Below are 18,399 nucleotides of genomic sequence, written 5' to 3'. Positions count from 1 at the left end.
GGGGTACCCGCACCCCGTGAGCAGACCACGTCTCCCGTCACCCCGCCCCTCCCTCCCGCTGGCCGGTCGCGCCCTTGGCCAGGACACTGGACGGGTGCGCACTGTCAAAGCGACGGCCGCCGCCGTCACCGTAGCCCTGGCCGCCGGCGCAGCCTCCGTGGCGGTCGGCCGGTTCGCCAGCGACGCCGCGCTCAAGGCGCCCCCGGGCCGGCCCCTGCCCACCGAACCCCGGCTCACCGTGCACGCCACGGCCGCCGGCCAGATCGCCCTCACCCGCGACCTGGCGGCAATGCGCCCCGGCGTGTACGGCCTCACCGGCGACGCCACCCACGCCGTGGTCGGCCCAGTCCTCGGCACCGCCAGCCACTCCGCCGACACCGTCGTACGCCGCCTGGAACGCGTCACGACCGGCACCCTCGAACCCGGCGACAAGGTGTGGCTCACCCCGAACACCCACGTCGGCACCCCGCGCACCGCCCTCGGCCTCGACCACCGGGACGTCGAGATCCTCGGCGAACTCGGCACCCTGCCCGCCTGGTTCGTGCCCGGCCTGCGCGACACCTGGGTGATCACCGTGCACGGCCTCGGCGCCACCCGCGAACACCCCATGAACGTCATGGAGTTCCTGCACGAGCAGCGCTTCCCGGTACTCGACCTCGCCTACCGCGGCGACCCCGGCGCCCCTCGCTCCCCGGACGGCCTGAACCACCTCGGCGAGACCGAGTGGCGCGACCTGGACGCGGCGATCCGCCACGCCGTCCAGCAGGGCGCCGACGAGGTCGTCCTGTACGGCTGGTCCACCGGCGCCACCATGGCCCTGCGCGCCGCCGCCCACTCCGGGCTGCGCGACCGTGTCTCCGGGCTGATCCTCGACTCCCCGGTGCTCAGCTGGCCGACCACCCTGCGCGCCCTCGCCTCGGCCCGCCGCACCCCGGGCGCCCTGCTGCCGCTCGCCGTCCGGGCCGCACAGGGGCGCACGGGCCTGGAGGGCGACCGCGCCCGCGAGGCGACCCGGCTGACCGTCCCGACGCTGATCTTCCACGGCCCCGACGACCACCTCGCCCCCTGGGCGTACTCCCGCCGCCTCGCCGACGCCCGCCCGAACCTCGTCGCCCTCCACACCGTCCGCGACGCCCCGCACGGCGCCATGTGGAACGCCGACCCGAAGGCGTACGAAGAGGCTCTGCGACGCTTCCTGACCCCCCTGATGTGAGCCCTCGCGGCAGCGCCGCACTGGACGGTCGCCCTGATTCCGTTTAACGCCGAACCGCTGGCCTGAACCCGTCCCCGGGGCCCCCTCAAGGGCCCGGCGTTGGCCAGTCCCGTCGCCCCCGGTGACATTCCGTTTGGGTTTTCGGACCGTCAACCGGAAGACTGCACCCGTGACGTCCCGTATCCCGCGCGACTCCAGGCTTCGACTCGTCCGCCCGCGACCCCTGGCCGCCGCCCCCTCAGCTGTGAACCAGCGGCGCCCACGCCGCCCCGCACCCCGCCCTCCGGAGGGCACACCGGCCCCCGCGGAGCTGGCCAGAATGGCGCGCTCCCGACTGGCCGCCGCGGCCCGCGTCGCCCACTGGGCCGACGCCTCGCTCGGCCCGGGCCGGGACGGCGCCACCGCCGACGGCAAGGCCACCCTCTCCGACGCCACCGCCGAACGGGCCGCCGCCGACCTGGGCCTGACCGCCGCTCAGGTCCGCGCCGACTGGGACACCGCCCGGCTCGCCGGACTCGTCGAGGTGCACGGCGACAGCGCCCGCCCCGGCTGGCGGCTGCGCGCCTGGGACCGCGACGACAGCGCCGTACTGCGCGGCTGGGTCGCCCTCTTCGACGCCTGGTCGCTGGCCCACCCGGAGCCCGCGGACCACGAGCCCGCCGCCGTCGCCGAGGTCGTCTCGGCCATGCCGCAGGTGCTTTCCTTCCTCCAGCTGTCCGCCGGACCGGTCCCGGTCGAGCAGCTCCTGGACCTCCTGGAGCAGCGCGTCACAGAACTGCGCACGGAACGCTGCGAGATCCCGTACGGCCCCCAGCCGGAGCCCGTCGAGCAGCCGGCGCCCACCGACGCGCCGCTCGCCCCCCTCGCCCCCCTCCTCGAATGGGCCCTGCACGCCCTCGCCTCCGTCGGCGCCCTCACCTACGACGCGGCGCAGGCCACGCTCACCCCGCTCGGCAGCTGGGCGGTGTGGGTCAAGCTGGAGCAGATCTGCGTGGCCGCGCAGAGCCCGGCCGGCAACATCGAGGTCGCAGCCGAGGAGATGCTCCGCGGCTGCGCCCAGCTGCGCCCGAACGCGGCCCGCGCCGAGTACCGCGCCTGGCTCGCCGCCCGCACCGTCTCCAGCGCCGTCAGCGAGCTCATCGACGCCGCCCGCGGCGACGACGCCCTGCTGCGGGGCCTCGCCTTCGAGGCGCTGCGCGTGGTCGGCGCCCCCGCCGAGCCGGACGTCCGCGCGGTCGCCGACGAGCCCACCCTGCGGCCGTACGCCCTGCTCTGGCTGGCGGAGCACGACGGCATCGACCCGGAGGACGCCCACGAGGTGCTCACCCGGGAAGAGGCCACCTGGCTGTGGGTCGACACGGCGGCCGCGGTCACCGACCACGGCGAGGCCCCGATGCTGGTACGGCACCTGGAGTCCGCGGTGCAGCCCACCGTGCCGATGCTCCTCGACGAGGTGCGCGCCGTCGGCCACCCCCGCACCGTCCAGGTCCTGGTCGCCCTCGCCGCGGCCCACCCCGACCCCGCCCTGGCGAAGGCGGTCCGCAGGGCGGCCTTCCAGGTGCACACCGGGGGGAACTGAGGAGTGCCGTAACGAACACCCGGACGTAGAAAAAGTGCTTGCACGCCACCGTTAGACTTGTCCCATGGCCATTCTCCTCGCGCATTAGACGGCGGGAACGCCTCAGCCGCCCATCCGTCAACCTCATGTCCGCCTTGGAGTCTGTCCGTGATCTCCGCCACCGGTATCGAGCTGCGCGCCGGCGCCCGAGTCCTCATCGAGTCCGCCAACTTCCGTGTCGCCAAGGGCGACCGCATCGGCCTGGTCGGCCGTAACGGCGCGGGCAAGACCACGCTCACCAAGTGCCTCGCCGGCGAGGGCATCCCCGCCGCCGGCACCATCACCCGCTCCGGCGAGGTCGGCTACCTCCCGCAGGACCCCCGCACCGGCGACCTCGACGTCCTCGCCCGCGACCGCATCCTCTCCGCGCGCGGCCTCGACGTACTGATCCGCAAGATGCGCGACAACGAACAGCGGATCGCGAACGGCCAGGGCGCCACCCGGGAGAAGGCCCTCAAGCAGTACGAGCGCCAGGAGACGGAGTTCCTCACCAAGGGCGGTTACGCCGCCGAGGCCGAGGCCGCCACCATCGCCGCCGCGCTGAACCTGCCCGACCGGGTGCTCGGCCAGCCGCTGCACACCCTCTCCGGCGGCCAGCGCCGCCGTATCGAACTGGCCCGGATCCTGTTCTCGGACGCGGACACGCTGCTGCTCGACGAGCCGACGAACCACCTCGACGCCGACTCGATCATCTGGCTGCGGGACTACCTCAAGACGTACCGCGGCGGCTTCATCGTGATCTCCCACGACGTCGACCTCGTCGAGACGGTCGTCAACAAGGTGTTCTACCTGGACGCCAACCGCGCCCAGATCGACATCTACAACATGGGCTGGAAGCTCTACCAGCAGCAGCGCGAGGCCGACGAGAAGCGCCGCAAGCGCGAGCGGCAGAACGCCGAGAAGAAGGCCGCGGCCCTGCACTCGCAGGCCGACAAGATGCGCGCCAAGGCCACCAAGACGGTCGCCGCGCAGAACATGGCCAAGCGCGCCGACAGGCTCCTCGCGGGCCTTGAGGCGGTGCGGATGCAGGACAAGGTCGCCAAGCTGCGCTTCCCCGAGCCCGCGCCCTGCGGCAGGACCCCGCTCACCGCGGAGGGGCTGTCGAAGTCGTACGGCTCGCTGGAGATCTTCACCGACGTCGACCTGGCCATCGACAAGGGCTCGCGGGTCGTCATCCTCGGTCTCAACGGCGCCGGAAAAACGACCCTGTTGAGGCTCCTGGCGGGTGTCGAGACCCCGGACACCGGCGCCGTCGTCCCCGGCCACGGCCTCAAGCTCGGCTACTACGCCCAGGAGCACGAGACCCTCGACGCCGACCGCACCGTCCTGGAGAACATGCGCTCGGCCGCCCCCGACATGGACCTCGTCGAGGTCCGCAAGGTGCTCGGCTCCTTCCTGTTCTCCGGCGACGACGTCGACAAGCCCGCCGGCGTCCTCTCCGGCGGCGAGAAGACCCGGCTCGCCCTGGCCACCCTGGTCGTCTCCTCGGCGAACGTCCTGCTCCTCGACGAGCCGACGAACAACCTCGACCCGGCCTCCCGCGAGGAGATCCTCGGCGCGCTGCGAACCTACAAGGGCGCCGTCGTCCTGGTCACCCACGACGAGGGCGCCGTCGAGGCGCTCCAGCCGGAGCGGATCATCCTGCTCCCGGACGGCGTCGAGGACCTGTGGGGCGCCGACTACGCGGATCTCGTCGCCCTTGCTTGATCAACGGCGTATGGATCATTCGGCTTATCGGTGATCCACCATCTGTGTGAGATCTCCTCGTACCGAGGTGTGTCCTACATCCATTTCGCGGCCGAGTCCTTTATCGACAAGGGCTCGGCCGTCCCGCATCCCTGACCTGGTACTTCGCGAAAGAACCCGTTCGGCGGTACGAACGCCACATGGTGGAATTACAGGTTCCGCTTGTGGGGGCGCGCTCCTGTCGTCAAAACCCTGTCTCACGGACCTTGCCGAATGGGTGGCCATGAAGCCCGGGAGGGGTGATCATGAGGAGACCAGAGCGCACTTCCCATGAGGAGGCACGGGTGGCCGAGACTCTGAAGAAGGGCAGCCGGGTAACCGGCGCCGCGCGCGACAAGCTCGCGGCAGACCTGAAGAAGAAGTACGACTCCGGTGCGAGCATTCGGGCGCTGGCCGAGGAAACCGGCCGCTCGTATGGCTTCGTCCACCGGATGCTCAGCGAGTCCGGCGTCACGCTGCGTGGGCGTGGCGGGGCTACACGGGGCAAGAAGGCCGCAGGCTGATCGCGGGCGGCCATCGGCTTCGATGGTGGCCACCCGGTCGGTCGTCCGATCGGCCGGGTGGTTACTGTGCAGTCGCTTAGCTAGTAGTTTTGCTCTGCTGACCGCACTCATCGGAGGCTTCCATGGCCACGCCCGCGAAGGACCTCGGTCCGGTACTCGACAAGGACGGCGTACGGCTCACCGTCGACGACGCGATCGCCACGGTGACCCTGACCAACCCGGCCAAGCGCAACGCGCAGAGCCCCGCGATGTGGCGTGCGCTCGCCGAGGCCGGGCGGGTCCTGCCGGGGTCCGTCCGCGTCGTCGTGCTGCGGGCCGAGGGACAGTCCTTCTCGGCCGGGCTCGACCGGCAGATGTTCACGCCCGAGGGAATCGAGGGCGAGCCGACGTTCATCGACCTCGCTCGCAGCAGCGATGGTGAACTCGACGCGAGCATCGCCGGGTTCCAGGAAGGCTTCACCTGGTGGCGCCGGAGCGACCTCGTGTCCATCGCCGCCGTCCAGGGGCATGCCATCGGCGCCGGCTTCCAGCTGGCGCTCTCCTGTGACCTGCGCGTCGTCGCCGACGACGTGCAGTTCGCCATGCGCGAGACCAGCCTCGGCCTGGTCCCGGACCTCACGGGCACGCACCCGCTCGTCGGGCTGCTCGGCTACGCCCGCGCGCTGGAGATCTGCATCACCGGCCGTTTCGTCCAGGCCGAGGAGGCGGTGAACACCGGCCTCGCCAACCTCGCCGTCCCGGCCGACCAGCTCGACGCGGCCGTGAAGGACCTGACCGCGGCGATCCTGGCGGCGCCGCGGGACGCGGTGATCGAGACCAAGGCCCTCATCCGTGGCGCGCAGGGGCGTTCGTACGACGACCAGCGCGCCGCCGAGCGTGCCGCGCAGGCCCGGCGGCTGCGGGACCTCGCCGGTCTCGGCGAGTGACGGTTCAGCCGACCGACGTCACCAGTACCGCCACCGTCGGCTGACCCGGTAGCGCCTCCGCGACCACCGCACGGACCCGCCGGGCCACTTCCACGGCCCGGTGGCCCGCCTCCACCGCCAGCTCCACGCGCGCGTGGCGGTGCGGCAGCGTGCCCTCCTCCCGCCGTACCTCGATCTGCACCGCACGGCCGAGGCCGCGGGTCAGATGGGCCACCCCCGGGACCATCAGGGCCGCGGACGCCGCCCGGCGCTCGTCCTCGTCGCCGGGCTCCGCGGCGCGCGGCGGGTCGGGCGGCTCCACCGGAACCGGCTCCGGCTCCTCGTCCAGCAGAGCCGTCGCGCGCAGGTCCACCTCCGTCACCGCCAGGCCGACCCCTTCCGCCGCGGCCGCCAGGGTCGTGCGCAGCAGGGCCGCCGTCGCCGGCAGCGGTTCGGCCGCCGTGGCCGCGAACTCCGCCGTCACCCGCAACGGCCCCGGCGGCAGAGCGCTCGGCGGCGGCGGTACGACGGGCTCGCGCGCGTCCTCCGGGTCGGCCAGGGAGATGTGGAGCGCGTCGAGGCGCAGCCCGCGCAGCTCCTCGCAGGCGCGCCGGAGCACCGCCCCGGCCGCCTCCTCCGTGATCCACGCGCCGTCGTGCGCGCCGCCCAGCGGCAGCAGTCTGCCGAGCCCCAGCCGATGCCGCACCGCCGCACGAGTCCATTGCTCCGCCGTCATTCCTCCAGCCTGCCGCATCCCCGGCGCGCGGGCGGGCAACCCCACTTACGGTGGTTCAAGGACGACGAACCGGAAGGGACGTACGGCGATGACCGACATGACGGAACAGAACCGCACGAGGGCCCCCGGCGGCGAGAAGGAGGTACCCGACACCCCTGGCACCCGAAAGGCACAGGTGACCCGGCGCGGCGGCGGCGACCCCGGCACCAGGGGACGCACGACCATCGCCGACGGGGTCGTGGAGAAGATCGCCGGGCTGGCCGCACGGGACGTGGTCGGCGTGCACGCCCTGGGCAGCGGCCTCAGCCGCACCTTCGGGGCCGTGCGCGACCGGGTGCCCGGCGGCTCGAAGTCCGTGACGCGCGGCGTGAAGGCCGAGGTCGGCGAGGTGCAGACGGCGCTCGACCTGGAGGTCGTCGTCGACTACGGCGTCTCGATCGCCGACGTGGCCCGGGCCGTGCGCGAGAACGTGATCGCGGCAGTGGAACGCATGACCGGCCTCGAGGTCGTCGAGGTCAACATCGCCGTGAGCGACGTGAAGCTGCCGGAGGAAGAGGACGAGGAGCCGGAGCCCCGGATCCAGTGACCGGCCGGCGAGCGGACAACCGTGAGGGGAGCGCACGATGAGCATGGCCGTGGTCGGCATGATCGCCGGAATGGCCCTGGGCTTCGCCGGGTACTTCGGCGGCTTCGGGGCCTTCCTGCTGGTGGCCGCCCTGGGCGCCATCGGTTTCGTCGTCGGCCGGTTCCTGGAGGGGGACCTGGACTTCGGCGACTTCTTCCGTACGCGTGACGACCGCCGGCGGTGACATCGGTGAGCGAGGGGGTCGGTGAGCTGCGCAGACCCCTGGCCGGCGTCGCGCCCGGCGAGCGCGGCGCCACCAGGATCGCCGACCGGGTCGTCGCGAAGATCGCCGGCCAGGCGGCCCGCGAGCGGCTCACCGACCAGTCCCCGGACACCGCACGCCCGCAGGCAACCGTGGTCGTCCACCACGACACCGTGCACGTCCGCCTCCATCTCGAACTCGACTACCCCTGCGACATCGGCGCCCGCTGCGCCGACGTGCGTCGACATGTCGCTTTGCGGGTACGCGCGTTGGTGGGCATGGAGGTGCCGGAGGTCGCCGTCCACGTGGAACGGCTTCATCTGATCCCGGCGCACGGCGTGGCACACGGGAGGACGCGATGAGCGAGTCCCAGGGCTCCGAGGGCACCACACAACGGCTGCCGGTGATCGAACAGGCACCCGCGCAGGAACCACCCGCACCGGAACCGACGTACGAACCGGCCTACGGGCCCCCGCCGTCCGGGCAGGACGGCGACCAGGGCCGCTTCTGGTCCGCGCGCCGCGTCCCCGCGGGCATCGTGGCGATCCTGGTGCTCGCCGTCGCGGGCGTCTTCCTCTACGACATCGCGGCCGTACGGGCGAACCGGCCCGCGATGAGCTGGCGCCGTGAACTGGCCCGACAGCTCGCCGAACGCCCCCTGGACGACACCTGGGTGCTCGTCGGCGCGGGCGTCGCAGCCGCCCTCGGCGTCTGGCTGATCGTGCTCGCCGCGACCCCCGGACTGCGCTCCGTCCTGCCGATGCGCCGCACGCAGATCGACGTACGGGCCGGCCTGTACCGGGAGGCCGCCGCGCTGGTACTGCGGGACCGCGCCATGGAGGTCGCCGGTGTCCAGTCGGTGCGGGTCCGGATGCGCCGCTCCCGCGCCGACGTGTACGCCGCCTCGCACTTCCGCGAACTGGACGACGTACGCGCCGACCTGGACACCACCCTCACCGACGCCATCAGGGGCCTGGGACTGTCCCGGGAGCCGGCTCTGACGGTCCATGTACGGCGTCCCGGACGGAAGGGGTGACGGCGATGCTGAGGATCGCCAACCGGCTACTGATCGGCGTCGTGGGACTCGTACTCCTCCTCCTGGGCGGCGCCGTCCTCGCCGTCGGACTGGGCGCGAACCCGCCGTCCTGGTGGATCCACGACGGCCGCCACGACGTCCTGCTCAGCGACGCCGAGCGCACGCGCTGGCAGGACCACGGCTGGTGGTGGCCGGCGGTCATCGCCGCACTGGCGGTCCTGGTCCTCGTCGCCCTGTGGTGGCTGACGGCGAACCTGCGCCGACGCCGGCTGGCCGAGGTGCTGGTCGACACCGGCGACGGCGAGGGCGCGCTGCTGCGCGGCCGGGCCCTGGAGGGCGTACTGGCCGGCGAGGCGAGCGACCTGGACGGTGTGGCACAGGCCGACGTCCGCCTGACCGGCCGCCGCACGGCCCCCGAGACCCGCGTGCAGCTCCTGCTGGAACCGCACGTGGACCCGGGGACGGCCCTCCAGCACCTGACGTCCCAGGCGCTGACGCACGCGAGGAATTCGGCGGGCCTTGCCGCACTCCCCGCGGAGGTCCGCATGAAGGCCGTCAAACACCGTGCGGAAAGGGTCAGTTGAGACTCAGAATCCGTGCCGCATTCCGCCGTCGACGGGAAGCATGATCCCGGTCAGGTAGGAGGCGGCCGGAGACATGAGGAACGCGGCCGTACGTCCGAACTCCTCCGGAGTCCCGTAACGCCTGAGCGGGATACGGGACTCGTGCGCGGCACGCGTCGCCTCCGGGTCGGCGGACATCCCGTCCAGCTCACGCACGCGGTCCGTGTCGATGCGCGAGGGAAGCAGACCCACGACCCGGATTCCGCGCGGCCCCAGCTCGTCCGCCAGCGACTTGGCGAAACCCGCCAGCCCCGGCCGCAGCCCGTTCGAGATCGTCAGCCCCGGAATCGGCTCGTGCACCGAAGCCGACAGCACGAACCCGATGACACCCCCGGCCTCCAGCTCGGCGGCGGCCGCACGCGCGAGGCGAACGGCTCCCAGGAACACCGAGTCGAACGCGGCCTGCCACTGCTCGTCGGTGTTGTCGGCGACGAACCCCGGCGCGGGCCCGCCCACGCTCACGAGAATCCCGTCGAAGCCGCCGAACCGCTCACGCGCGGCGGCGATCAGCCGCGCGGGCGCGTCCGCGTCCGCGTTGTCGACGGCCACCCCCGCCGCGTTCGGCCCCAGCTCCGCCGCCGCGTCGGCGGTCCGCTTCTCGTCCCGGCCGGTGACGACCACCTTCGCCCCGTCGGCGACCAGCTCACGCGCCGCGGCGTTGCCGAGGCCGCGGGTGGCCCCGGTGACGACGTACACCCGGTCCTTCAGTCCAAGATCCATGGCCCCTATCCTGCCCCCTCGTCCCCGAACAGGGCGAGGGCGGTGTTCACCAGCCCGATGTGACTGAACGCCTGTGGGAAGTTGCCGAGCTGGCGCCCCTGCACGGGGTCGTACTCCTCGGCGAGCAGCCCCACGTCGTTGGCGACCCCCAGCAGCCGCTCGAACAGCTCCCGGGCCTCCTTGCGCCGGCCCGTCATGTGCAGGGCATCCGCGAGCCAGAACGAGCACACCAGGAAGGTGCCCTCCTCGCCGGGCAGCCCGTCGACCGTGGTGCCGTCGGTGCTGTAGCGGCGCAGGAAGCCGCCGTGGTCCAGCTCCGCGCGGATCGCGTCGACCGTGCCCACGACCCGCGGATCGTCCGGCGGCAGGAAGCCGACGCGCGGGATCAGCAGCAGCGCGGCGTCCAGCTCGGCCGAGCCGTAGGACTGCACGAAGGTGTTCCGCCCGGCGTCGAAGCCCTTCTCGCACACCTCGCGGTGCACCTCGTCCCGCAGCTCCCGCCAGCCGTCGAGGTCGCCGGGCAGCTTCGGGTCCTTCTCCAGCGCGCGCACGGCCCGGTCGGCGGCCACCCACACCATCACCTTCGAGTGCACGAAGTGCCGCCGCCCGCCGCGCACCTCCCACAGCCCCTCGTCCGGCTGCCGCCACTGCGACCGCAGCCACTCGACCAGCGAGCACTGGATCGCCCACATGTGCGGCTTCGTGGACAGGCCCGAACTGCGGGCCAGGGACAGCGAGTCCATCACCTCGCCGTACACGTCCAGCTGCAGCTGGTCCACGGCCCCGTTGCCGATCCGTACGGGCGCCGACTCGGCGAACCCCTTCAGCCAGGGCAGCTCCACCTCGGGCAGCCGCCGCTCGCCCGCGAGGCCGTACATGATCTGCAGGTCGGCCGGGTCGCCCGCGACCGCGCGCAGCAGCCAGTCGCGCCAGGCCTCGGCCTCCTCCCGGTAGCCCGCCGAGAGGCCCGCGTTCAGGGTGAGGGTGGAGTCGCGCAGCCAGCAGTAGCGGTAGTCCCAGTTGCGGACGCCGCCCAGCTCCTCGGGCAGCGAGGTGGTGGGGGCGGCGACGATGCCGCCGGTGGGCCGGTAGGTGAGGGCCTTGAGGGTGATCAGGGAGCGGACGACGGCGTCGCGGTAGGGGCCGTCGTAGCGGCAGCGCCGCGACCACTTCTCCCAGTCGCGGACGCTGGCGCGCAGCGCCTTGTAGGGGTCCAGGAGCTTCGGGCGCGGCTCGTGCGAGGGGTGCCAGGTGAGGACGAACGCGACCTTCTCGCCCTCCTCGACCGTGAACTCCGAGTGCGTGCCGAAGTCCTTGCCCCAGGTGTGCACCTTGGGTTCGCTGCGCAGCCAGACCGAGTCGGGTCCGGCCACGGCCACCCGGTGCCCGCCGGACTTGCGCACCCAGGGCACGATCGAGCCGTAGTCGAAGCGGATCCGCAGGGTGCTGCGCACCGTGACGCGGCCGCGGAGACCCTCGACGATGCGTACGAGGTCGGGGGCGCGCTCGCGCTGCGGCATCAGGTCGGTGACCCGCACGGCGCCCTCGTCGGTCTCCCAGTCGGTGTCCAGGACCAGGGTGCCGGGGCGGTAGGCGCGGCGGGTGCAGGGGCCGTCGGCGTCCTTGGGGGCGATCCGCCAGTGGCCGTTCTCCTCGTCGCCGAGCAGCCGCGCGAAGCAGGCCGCCGAGTCGAACCGGGGCAGACACAGCCAGTCGACGGACCCGTCCCTGCCGACCAGGGCCGCCGTCTGCTCGTCGCCGATGAGGGCGTAGTCCTCGATACGGGGGTGCACGAGATTGCGGGTTCCCGGGGGGCCCACGGGGCAATCCGGTGGTGGGCCGGGCGAGTGAGGCGGGACGGCCGCGGTGGGCGGGGGTTCAGACCGCCGCGGGTTCCCCGGTCTCGGCCGCCTGCTCCTCGGCCGCCTTCTCCGCCCGGTCCCGGCGCTCCCGCCGTACGAGAACCCACCAGCCGTACGGCACGCCCGCCGCGAACAGCCACCACTGGATCATGTACGCGTAGTTGAGCGGCGCGTCCTCCTTGCCCGGGTCGGAGATCTGCTCCGGGGTGTCGCCCTTGGGCTCGGGCGCCGTCTGCTGGAGGTAGCCGCCGAGCACCTCGGCGTGCAGCCGCCGGGCCTGCTCCTCGCTGTTGATCAGCATGATCTGCCGGTCCGGCAGGCCCTTGAGGTCCTTGATGCCGCTCGCCGCGGTCGTCTCGTCCGGCATCAGCCGGCCCTGGATGGTGACCTGGCCGCTCGGCGGCGCGGGCACCTTCGGGAACGTCGTCTGGCTCGGGCCGTCGGACGGGATCCAGCCGCGGTTGACCAGCACCACCTTGCCGTCCGTCAGCACGAACGGGGTCAGCACGTGGTAGCCGACCTCGTCGTCGGAGTTGGTGCGGCGGCGGACGACGACCTCGTCCTCGGTGTCGAAGTGGCCCTTCGCCGTCACCGTGCGGTACCGGTCGTGGGTGGTCACCGTGTGGCCCGCCGAGGTCAGCTCCTCCACGGGCACCGGCTTGGCGTGCAGCGCGTCGGAGACCAGCTGGTTGCGGGCGCTGCGCTCCTCGTAGCGGTGCATCTGCCAGATGCCCAGCCTGATCATCGTGGGGATGAGGAGCAGGGCGACCAGCGTGAGGATCACCCACTGCCGGGTCAACAGGAAGCGGTACACCCCACGACGGTACAACTCGGGTCGCGGGGTGCTCTCGCCAGGGGTGGCCCGGAGGCGGTCCGGGGGGTGCTCAGACCTTGTCGACGATGCCGGCCTTCCCGGCCGCGCGGGCGCAGTGGGCACCGCAGTACCACTGGCCCTCGGCCTCGACGCCCTGCCCGATGATCTGCACCCGGCAGTGCTCGCAGATGGGTGCCATGCGATGGATCGCACAGGAGAAGCAGTCGAAGACATGAATCGCGCCCTGCGCGTGCACCTCGAAGGTCATTCCGTAGTCATTGCCGCAAACTTCGCATCTCGCCATGCGCCACAGGGTGAGCCGTCGGCGCCGCGCGGGCGAGCGGGCGGTGGGCGAGTCGCGTGGCAATCACCCGTCCGTACGGGTCACTCGTCCGCCGGCGCGACATCCCTCAGCAGCTGTCCGAACGCCGCCTCGTCCACCACCGGCGTCCCGAACTGCCGGGCCTTGACCACCTTCGAGGTGCCCGAGTCCGGGTCGTTGGTGACGAGCAGACTGGTCAGCCGGGAGATGCTGGTGGCGACATGCAGCCCCGCCTCCACCGCGCGGTCCTCCAGCAGGTCCCGCTCGACGGAGGTGTCGCCGGAGAAGGCGACCCGCATGCCCTGCTTGAGCGGCCTGCCGTCCTCGTAACGCCCGGGGTTGGGGTACGGGCAGGCGGGCCGCTTGCGGGCCGGGCGCCAACTGGTCGGCCGATAGCTCCCGTAGCCCCCGGACTGGCGCGGCACCGGCCGGTCGGTCCACTCCGTCAACGGCCGGCACTCCAGCAGCGGCAGCCGTACGTCCCTCGCCGCCGCCGCCACGAGGCTCGGCCGGAACGCCTCCGCCAGCACGCGCGCGTCGTCCAGCGCATGGTGCGCCCGCTGCTGTACGACGCCGAAGTGGGCGGCCAGCGACTCCAGCTTGTGGTTCGGCAGCGGCAGGCCCAGCTCCTTGGAGAGCGCGATCGTGCACAGCCGCTGCCGCACCGGCGCCTCGCGCTGCGCACGCGCGTACTCCCGCGCGATCATCTGCCAGTCGAAGACCGCGTTGTGCGCGACCAGCACCCGGCCCTCCAGCCGGGTCGCGAACTCCTCGGCGATGTCCGTGAAGAGGGGCGCGCCCTCCAGCATCTCGCTCGTCAGACCGTGGATCCACACCGGCCCCGGGTCCCGCTCCGGGTTGACCATCGTGTACCAGTGGTCCTCGACCTCGCCGCGCGCGTCCAGGCGGTAGACGGCCGCGGAGATTATCCGGTCGTCCCGGGCCAGGCCCGTGGTCTCCACGTCGACGACCGCGTACCCCTGGGGATACGCGGCCGGCCACGCGATGGGGGAGGACGCTGCGGTCGTACGGTCTTCGAGCATGGTTCCTGAGGATAAGGGCCGGGACTGACAGTCCCGGCCAACAGGGGCCGCGCGCACGGAATGTCCGGGCTCGCGGCTATGGACCTTTCGCGCACCTGGTGCAAGCGTGCTCCCCGCCCGACGGTTGACGGTCTGTGAGGGGCGGGACGACGGATGGCACGCGTACGGTACGGCCCACGCACCGAGGCGGAGATCGGCGCCGCCCGCACGGCGAGCGCACGGCTTCCCGACATCTGGTCCACCGGGGTGGTGGCCGTCTGGGAGACCGACCCGGACGCGCTCGCCGCGGTCCTGCCACCCCCGCTGAAACCGGCCGACCGGCCGCTCGCCCGGGTCAACATCAGCAAGGTCGACCTGCCCGGATACCCGCTGGGCGCGGGCTCGTTCGCGGTCGCCGCCCGGCACGACGACATCGACGGCTGGTATCCGCTCGTCATGCCGATGACCCATGAGCGAGCCCTCACGGGCGGCCGTGAGGTCTTCGGGGAGCCGAAGAAGCTGGGCGAGGTCACGGTGGAGCGGGACGGGCTCCTGGTCCGGGCCTCGCTGGCCCGGCACGGCATCGCCTTCGTCGAGGTGCGCGGCGCGGTGAGCGGGGAGCTGCCGCCGCCGGAGCCCGCCCGGAAGACCGACTTCTACTTCAAGTTCCTTCCCGCGGTGGCCGGTTCGGGCTTCGACGCCGACCCGGTCCTCGTGCACTGCGTGCGCAACGAGAAGGTGCGCAGGCTGGAGCGCGTCACCGGGGACGTCGTCCTGCGCGAGTCCATGTACGACCCGGTGGCCGACCTCCCGGTCCTGCGCCTGGTGGACATCACCATCGGCGAGAAGACCAGCGACCAGCGGGGCAAGGTCGTCGAACGGGTCAGCGCGGAGGCCCTGTTGCCGTACATCCACCAGCGCTACGACGACCCGCTGCACGTCCACGACGGCCCCCCGGAAGGAAGCGCCTGATGGAGCTTCAGGCAGGGCAGGTCGCCGTCGTCACCGGGGCGGCGAGCGGGGTCGGGCTGGCCATGGCGCGGCGGTTCGCGGCCGAGGGGCTGAAGGTGGTCCTCGCGGACGTCGAGGAGGCCGCGCTCGACAAGGCGGCCGCCGGTCTGCGGGCCGAGGGCGCCGACGTGCACGCGCGCGTGGTCGACGTCGGGGAGCGCCGGCAGGTCCTCGAACTCGCCGAGTCGGCGTACGAGACGTACGGCGCCGTCCATGTGCTGTGCAACAACGCCGGGGTCGGCTCGGGCGCCGAGGGCCGGATGTGGGAGCACGAACCGAACGACTGGAAGTGGGCCTTCTCCGTCAATGTGTGGGGCGTCTTCCACGGCATACAGGCGTTCCTTCCACACATGATCAAGTCGGGTCAACCCGGTCATGTGGTCAATACGTCCTCCGCCGACGGTGGTATCGCCCCGCTGCCCACCGCCTCCGTGTACGCCGTCACCAAGGCGGCCGTCGTCACCATGACCGAGTCCCTGTACGCCCACCTGAGGGCGGAGCACGCGCGCGTGGGCGCGTCGGTGCTCTTCCCGGGCCCGCACATGCTGCGCACCGGCCTGTGGGAGTCGCACCGCAACCGGCCCGAGCGGTACGCCAAGGAACGCCCGCGCAGGACCCCGTACCGCACCCTCGACCAGTGGGAGAGCGCGATGCGCGCCGCCGGCAAGGAGGTCGACTTCACGCCCGTCGAGGAGGTCGCGGAGCTGGTGGTGGAGGGCATCCGCGCCGACCGCTTCTGGCTGCTGCCCCCGAGCGAGCGCAGCGACGCCCAGATCCGCGCACGGGCACAGTCGATGCTGGACCGCGCGAACCCGTCGTACCTGGAGAGCTTCATCCTCGACTGACCGCATCCTGGACCGACTTGGGGGTCGATGTGACCGACCGGGAGCCGTACCTGATCATCTCCTCCGACTGCCACGCCGGACTGCCCACCGAGGAGTACCGGCCCTATCTGGACGCGCGTTTCCACCGGGACTTCGACGAGTTCCTCGCCGGACGCGAGCGGCGTCGCGAGGACATGACCCGGCTCGGCATCCGCAACGAGGCCTTCGCCACCAAGTGGTTCCACGACAACGAGGAAGGGCTGCGCGGAGGTTGGGAGACGGCGCAGCGGCTCAAGGAACTCGACGGCGACGGGGTCGCGGCCGAGGTGGTCTTCCCGGACGCCGACGCCGTGGACAGCCGGACGGCCGCGCCCTTCGGCGTGGGCCTGGGCCTGTCCGGCGACCACGACCCCGAGCTCGGCATGGCGGGCGCGCAGGCGCACAACCGCTGGCTCGCCGACTTCGTGTCGCAGAACCCGCAACGGCACTGCGGAGTCGCCCTGCTGCCGATCACGGCCGAGGTGCCGAAGGTCGTCGCCGAGATCCGCCGGGCCAGGGAGTCCGGGCTGCGCGCGCTGATGATCCCCGCGCTGTGGGGCGACAAAGAGCCGTACCACGACCGCCGTTACGACCCGGTGTGGGCTGCCGCGGCCGACTGCGGGATGCCCGTGCTCACCCACTCCGGATCGGCGCCGCGCCACGAGTACGGTGACCATCTGGGCATCTTCGTCAGCGAGGTGACCTGGTGGCCGGCCCGGCCGCTGTGGTTCCTCCTCTGGTCCGGCGTCTTCGAACGCCATCCCGGACTCAGGTTCGGGGTCGCGGAGTCGGGCTGCTGGTGGCTGCCGAACCTGCTGTGGTTCATGGACCGCCTCTACCTGGGCGCGCACGGCGGCAAGAAGCTGTCGCCCTTCGCGGAGCTGAGGCGTCCGCCCAGCGAGTACCTCGACCGCCAGGTCTTCGTCTGCGCGACCAACACCAAGCGCCGCGAACTCGCCCAGCGCTACGAGATCGGCGTCGACAACATCCTCTGGGGCAGCGACTTCCCGCACCCCGAGGGCACCTGGCCCGACACGCGCGCGTGGCTGCGCCGCACCTTCCACGACATCCCTGTGGCGGAGACGCGCCGCATGCTGGGCCTGGCGGCCGCCGAGGTCTTCGGCTTCGACGTCGAGAGGCTGACCCCGCTGGCCCGCCGCATCGGCCCCACCCCGGCCGACCTCGGCCAGGACGACGACCAGGAGGCCGTGGAGGCGTCCTGGGCGCGCTCGCGCGAGGTGGGCCGGCACTGGCTGACGGACCATGACTTCCCGACCCTGGGGGTGACACCGTGAGCGACGAGCGGTACACGGTCATCTCGGCCGACTGCCACGCGGGAGCCGACCTCCTCGACTACAAGCCGTACCTGGAGAAGCGCTACCACGACGAGTTCGACGACTGGGCGGCCACGTACGTCAACCCGTACGAGGACCTGCTCGCCGACACGGCCGACAAGAACTGGAACTCCGAGCGCCGCCTGGCGGAGCTGGAACAGGACGGCATCGTCGCGGAGGTGGTGTTCCCGAACACCATCCCGCCGTTCTTCCCCTCCGGCTCACTGATGGCGCCCGCCCCGGCGCCCGAGGAGTTCGAACGGCGCTGGGCCGGACTGCGCGCCCACAACCGCTGGCTCGCGGACTTCTGCGCCGCCGCACCGGGCCGGCGCGCGGGCGTCTTCCAGATCCTCCTCAACGACGTCGAGGAGGCCGTCAAGGAGATCCGCCGGGCGGCCTCGGCGGGCCTCAGGGGCGGCCTGATGCTCCCCGGCACCCCGCCGGGCTCGGGCCTGCCGGAACTCCACTCGCAGTCGTACGACCCCATCTGGGCCGTCTGCGAGGAACTGGGCGTCCCCGTCAACCACCACGCGGGCTCGGCGTCCCCGCCGCTCGGCGACGAACCGGCGGCCCGCGCGGTCTTCATGGTCGAGACGACCTGGTTCTCCCACCGCGCGCTGTGGCACCTGGTGTTCGGCGGCGCCTTCCGCCGCCACCCCGGCCTGAAGCTGGTCCTGACCGAGCAGGGCTCGGGCTGGATCCCCGGGGTGCTGGACATGCTGGACTACTACCACGGCCGCCTGGTCGCCGCCGCGACGAAGGCGGGCACCGCCGAGTCCAAGTTCGGCGCGGGCCTCGCCGCGCGCATGGGCAAGCCGCCGTCCGAGGTGTGGCAGGACAACTGCTTCGTCGGCGCGAGCTTCATGCGCCCCCACGAGGTGCCGCTGCGCGACCGCATCGGCGTCGACAAGATCATGTGGGGCAGCGACTACCCGCACGACGAGGGCACCTACCCGTACACCCGCGAGGGCCTGCGCTTCGCCTACGCGGGCGTGCCGCGCGAGGAACTCACGGCGATGCTGGGCGGCAACGCGGCCCGCGTCTACGGCTTCGACCTCGACCTCCTGGACCCGATCGCGGCAAAGGTGGGACCGACGGTGGCGGAAGTCGCGGAACCACTGCCCGAGCCTCCGGCGGACGCGACGAGTCCGCTTTTCGCTCGGGGGGCGAGGGTGCGGGTGTGGTGACGGCGGCCGGGGAGCGTCGATGCCCCTGTGACCCCGCCCGGGGTGGCATCCTCCCCG

At 72.4% G+C, this 18,399-nt stretch carries 20 protein-coding genes; 14 read left to right on the top strand and 6 right to left on the bottom strand.

The genetic code is table 11. From position 1 onward, the window contains the following. Positions 1–94: 94 nt before the first annotated feature. The 5 genes from MQP27_RS39115 to MQP27_RS39095 all read left to right on the top strand — a co-directional run bounded on the left by MQP27_RS39115 (position 95) and on the right by MQP27_RS39095 (position 6,006). On the top strand, positions 95–1,213 hold the full coding sequence (locus MQP27_RS39115) for an alpha/beta hydrolase (RefSeq protein WP_242774353.1): 1,119 nt from the start codon (positions 95–97) through the stop codon (positions 1,211–1,213). Positions 1,214–1,382: 169 nt separating this feature from the next. After that, positions 1,383–2,792 carry a hypothetical protein gene (locus MQP27_RS39110; protein ID WP_242774352.1) on the top strand — a complete coding sequence of 470 codons (1,410 nt, stop codon included), beginning with the start codon at positions 1,383–1,385 and terminating at the stop codon, positions 2,790–2,792. Between the two features lie 147 nt (positions 2,793–2,939). Next, positions 2,940–4,538, top strand: coding sequence for an ABC-F family ATP-binding cassette domain-containing protein (locus tag MQP27_RS39105; protein ID WP_242774350.1), 1,599 nt, complete (start codon positions 2,940–2,942; stop codon positions 4,536–4,538). A 323-nt stretch (positions 4,539–4,861) separates the two neighbouring features. Then, positions 4,862–5,080: a helix-turn-helix domain-containing protein gene (locus tag MQP27_RS39100; RefSeq protein ID WP_019758351.1), complete on the top strand. Its 219-nt coding sequence runs from the start codon at positions 4,862–4,864 to the stop codon at positions 5,078–5,080. Between the two features lie 122 nt (positions 5,081–5,202). After that, entirely contained in the window at positions 5,203–6,006 is an 804-nt protein-coding gene (locus tag MQP27_RS39095; RefSeq protein ID WP_242774348.1) for an enoyl-CoA hydratase/isomerase family protein, read from the top strand. Positions 6,007–6,010: 4 nt separating this feature from the next. On the opposite strand, the gene MQP27_RS39090 is transcribed toward MQP27_RS39095, so the two are convergent. Then, positions 6,011–6,721, bottom strand: coding sequence for a nucleopolyhedrovirus P10 family protein (locus tag MQP27_RS39090; protein ID WP_242774346.1), 711 nt, complete (start codon positions 6,719–6,721; stop codon positions 6,011–6,013). Positions 6,722–6,809: 88 nt separating this feature from the next. On the opposite strand from MQP27_RS39090, the gene MQP27_RS39085 reads away from it, so the two are divergent. From MQP27_RS39085 to amaP, 5 genes are read left to right on the top strand one after another with little or no spacing between them, the layout of a single operon-like run. Continuing rightward, complete coding sequence (locus MQP27_RS39085; RefSeq protein ID WP_242774344.1) at positions 6,810–7,307, top strand: Asp23/Gls24 family envelope stress response protein; 498 nt, start codon at positions 6,810–6,812, stop codon at positions 7,305–7,307. Between the two features lie 37 nt (positions 7,308–7,344). Next, entirely contained in the window at positions 7,345–7,530 is a 186-nt protein-coding gene (locus tag MQP27_RS39080; RefSeq protein WP_242774341.1) for a hypothetical protein, read from the top strand. Then, positions 7,527–7,910: an Asp23/Gls24 family envelope stress response protein gene (locus MQP27_RS39075; protein ID WP_242774338.1), complete on the top strand. Its 384-nt coding sequence runs from the start codon at positions 7,527–7,529 to the stop codon at positions 7,908–7,910. Before MQP27_RS39080 ends, MQP27_RS39075 begins: the two co-directional genes overlap by 4 nt. Continuing rightward, on the top strand, positions 7,907–8,584 hold the full coding sequence (locus MQP27_RS39070; RefSeq protein WP_242774335.1) for a DUF6286 domain-containing protein: 678 nt from the start codon (positions 7,907–7,909) through the stop codon (positions 8,582–8,584). Before MQP27_RS39075 ends, MQP27_RS39070 begins: the two co-directional genes overlap by 4 nt. A 5-nt stretch (positions 8,585–8,589) precedes the next feature. Continuing rightward, positions 8,590–9,168: an alkaline shock response membrane anchor protein AmaP gene (amaP, locus tag MQP27_RS39065; RefSeq protein ID WP_242774332.1), complete on the top strand. Its 579-nt coding sequence runs from the start codon at positions 8,590–8,592 to the stop codon at positions 9,166–9,168. A 3-nt stretch (positions 9,169–9,171) separates the two neighbouring features. On the opposite strand, the gene MQP27_RS39060 is transcribed toward amaP, so the two are convergent. The 5 genes from MQP27_RS39060 to MQP27_RS39040 all read right to left on the bottom strand — a co-directional run bounded on the left by MQP27_RS39060 (position 9,172) and on the right by MQP27_RS39040 (position 13,968). Further along, positions 9,172–9,927: an SDR family oxidoreductase gene (locus MQP27_RS39060; protein WP_242774328.1), complete on the bottom strand. Its 756-nt coding sequence runs from the start codon at positions 9,925–9,927 to the stop codon at positions 9,172–9,174. Positions 9,928–9,932: 5 nt separating this feature from the next. Then, the gene (locus tag MQP27_RS39055; RefSeq protein ID WP_242774878.1) at positions 9,933–11,720 is read right to left on the bottom strand and encodes a glycoside hydrolase family 15 protein; all 1,788 of its coding nucleotides are present in this window, start codon (positions 11,718–11,720) and stop codon (positions 9,933–9,935) included. A gap of 85 nt (positions 11,721–11,805) precedes the next feature. Further along, positions 11,806–12,603: an SURF1 family cytochrome oxidase biogenesis protein gene (locus MQP27_RS39050; protein WP_242774325.1), complete on the bottom strand. Its 798-nt coding sequence runs from the start codon at positions 12,601–12,603 to the stop codon at positions 11,806–11,808. 70 nt (positions 12,604–12,673) lie between these two features. Beyond that, positions 12,674–12,907, bottom strand: a complete 234-nt coding sequence (locus MQP27_RS39045; RefSeq protein ID WP_242774322.1) for a metallothionein — start codon at positions 12,905–12,907, stop codon at positions 12,674–12,676. An 80-nt stretch (positions 12,908–12,987) separates the two neighbouring features. Beyond that, positions 12,988–13,968 carry a DEDDh family exonuclease gene (locus MQP27_RS39040; RefSeq protein WP_242774319.1) on the bottom strand — a complete coding sequence of 327 codons (981 nt, stop codon included), beginning with the start codon at positions 13,966–13,968 and terminating at the stop codon, positions 12,988–12,990. Positions 13,969–14,121: 153 nt separating this feature from the next. Between MQP27_RS39040 and MQP27_RS39035 the strand changes: the two genes are divergently transcribed. The 4 genes from MQP27_RS39035 to MQP27_RS39020 are packed head-to-tail and all read left to right on the top strand — an operon-like array spanning position 14,122 to position 18,342. Further along, the gene (locus tag MQP27_RS39035) at positions 14,122–14,919 is read left to right on the top strand and encodes an acetoacetate decarboxylase family protein (protein WP_242774317.1); all 798 of its coding nucleotides are present in this window, start codon (positions 14,122–14,124) and stop codon (positions 14,917–14,919) included. Further along, positions 14,919–15,803 carry an SDR family NAD(P)-dependent oxidoreductase gene (locus tag MQP27_RS39030; protein WP_242774315.1) on the top strand — a complete coding sequence of 295 codons (885 nt, stop codon included), beginning with the start codon at positions 14,919–14,921 and terminating at the stop codon, positions 15,801–15,803. The genes MQP27_RS39035 and MQP27_RS39030 overlap by 1 nt, the downstream gene beginning before the upstream one ends. A 29-nt stretch (positions 15,804–15,832) precedes the next feature. After that, positions 15,833–17,116, top strand: a complete 1,284-nt coding sequence (locus MQP27_RS39025) for an amidohydrolase family protein (RefSeq protein ID WP_242774876.1) — start codon at positions 15,833–15,835, stop codon at positions 17,114–17,116. After that, positions 17,113–18,342, top strand: a complete 1,230-nt coding sequence (locus tag MQP27_RS39020) for an amidohydrolase family protein (protein ID WP_242774312.1) — start codon at positions 17,113–17,115, stop codon at positions 18,340–18,342. The genes MQP27_RS39025 and MQP27_RS39020 overlap by 4 nt, the downstream gene beginning before the upstream one ends. Positions 18,343–18,399: the final 57 nt, after the last annotated feature.

Origin of the sequence: Streptomyces cylindrosporus, assembly GCF_022698165.1 — a bacterium.
Taxonomy (GTDB): domain Bacteria; phylum Actinomycetota; class Actinomycetes; order Streptomycetales; family Streptomycetaceae; genus Streptomyces; species Streptomyces cylindrosporus.
Note: the sequence above shows the minus strand (reverse complement) of the source record. Positions and strands in the feature narration are given on the sequence as shown.

Excerpts from the sequence above, each read along its gene's own strand:
- MQP27_RS39095 (WP_242774348.1), top strand. The coding sequence starts at position 5,203 with ATGGCCACGCCCGCGAAGGACCTCGGTCCGGTACTCGACAAGGACGGC.
- MQP27_RS39090 (WP_242774346.1), bottom strand. The coding sequence starts at position 6,721 with ATGACGGCGGAGCAATGGACTCGTGCGGCGGTGCGGCATCGGCTGGGG.
- MQP27_RS39085 (WP_242774344.1), top strand. The coding sequence starts at position 6,810 with ATGACCGACATGACGGAACAGAACCGCACGAGGGCCCCCGGCGGCGAG.
- MQP27_RS39080 (WP_242774341.1), top strand. The coding sequence starts at position 7,345 with ATGAGCATGGCCGTGGTCGGCATGATCGCCGGAATGGCCCTGGGCTTC.
- MQP27_RS39070 (WP_242774335.1), top strand. The coding sequence starts at position 7,907 with ATGAGCGAGTCCCAGGGCTCCGAGGGCACCACACAACGGCTGCCGGTG.
- amaP (WP_242774332.1), top strand. The coding sequence starts at position 8,590 with ATGCTGAGGATCGCCAACCGGCTACTGATCGGCGTCGTGGGACTCGTA.
- MQP27_RS39060 (WP_242774328.1), bottom strand. The coding sequence starts at position 9,927 with ATGGATCTTGGACTGAAGGACCGGGTGTACGTCGTCACCGGGGCCACC.
- MQP27_RS39045 (WP_242774322.1), bottom strand. The coding sequence starts at position 12,907 with ATGGCGAGATGCGAAGTTTGCGGCAATGACTACGGAATGACCTTCGAG.
- MQP27_RS39040 (WP_242774319.1), bottom strand. The coding sequence starts at position 13,968 with ATGCTCGAAGACCGTACGACCGCAGCGTCCTCCCCCATCGCGTGGCCG.
- MQP27_RS39035 (WP_242774317.1), top strand. The coding sequence starts at position 14,122 with ATGGCACGCGTACGGTACGGCCCACGCACCGAGGCGGAGATCGGCGCC.
- MQP27_RS39030 (WP_242774315.1), top strand. The coding sequence starts at position 14,919 with ATGGAGCTTCAGGCAGGGCAGGTCGCCGTCGTCACCGGGGCGGCGAGC.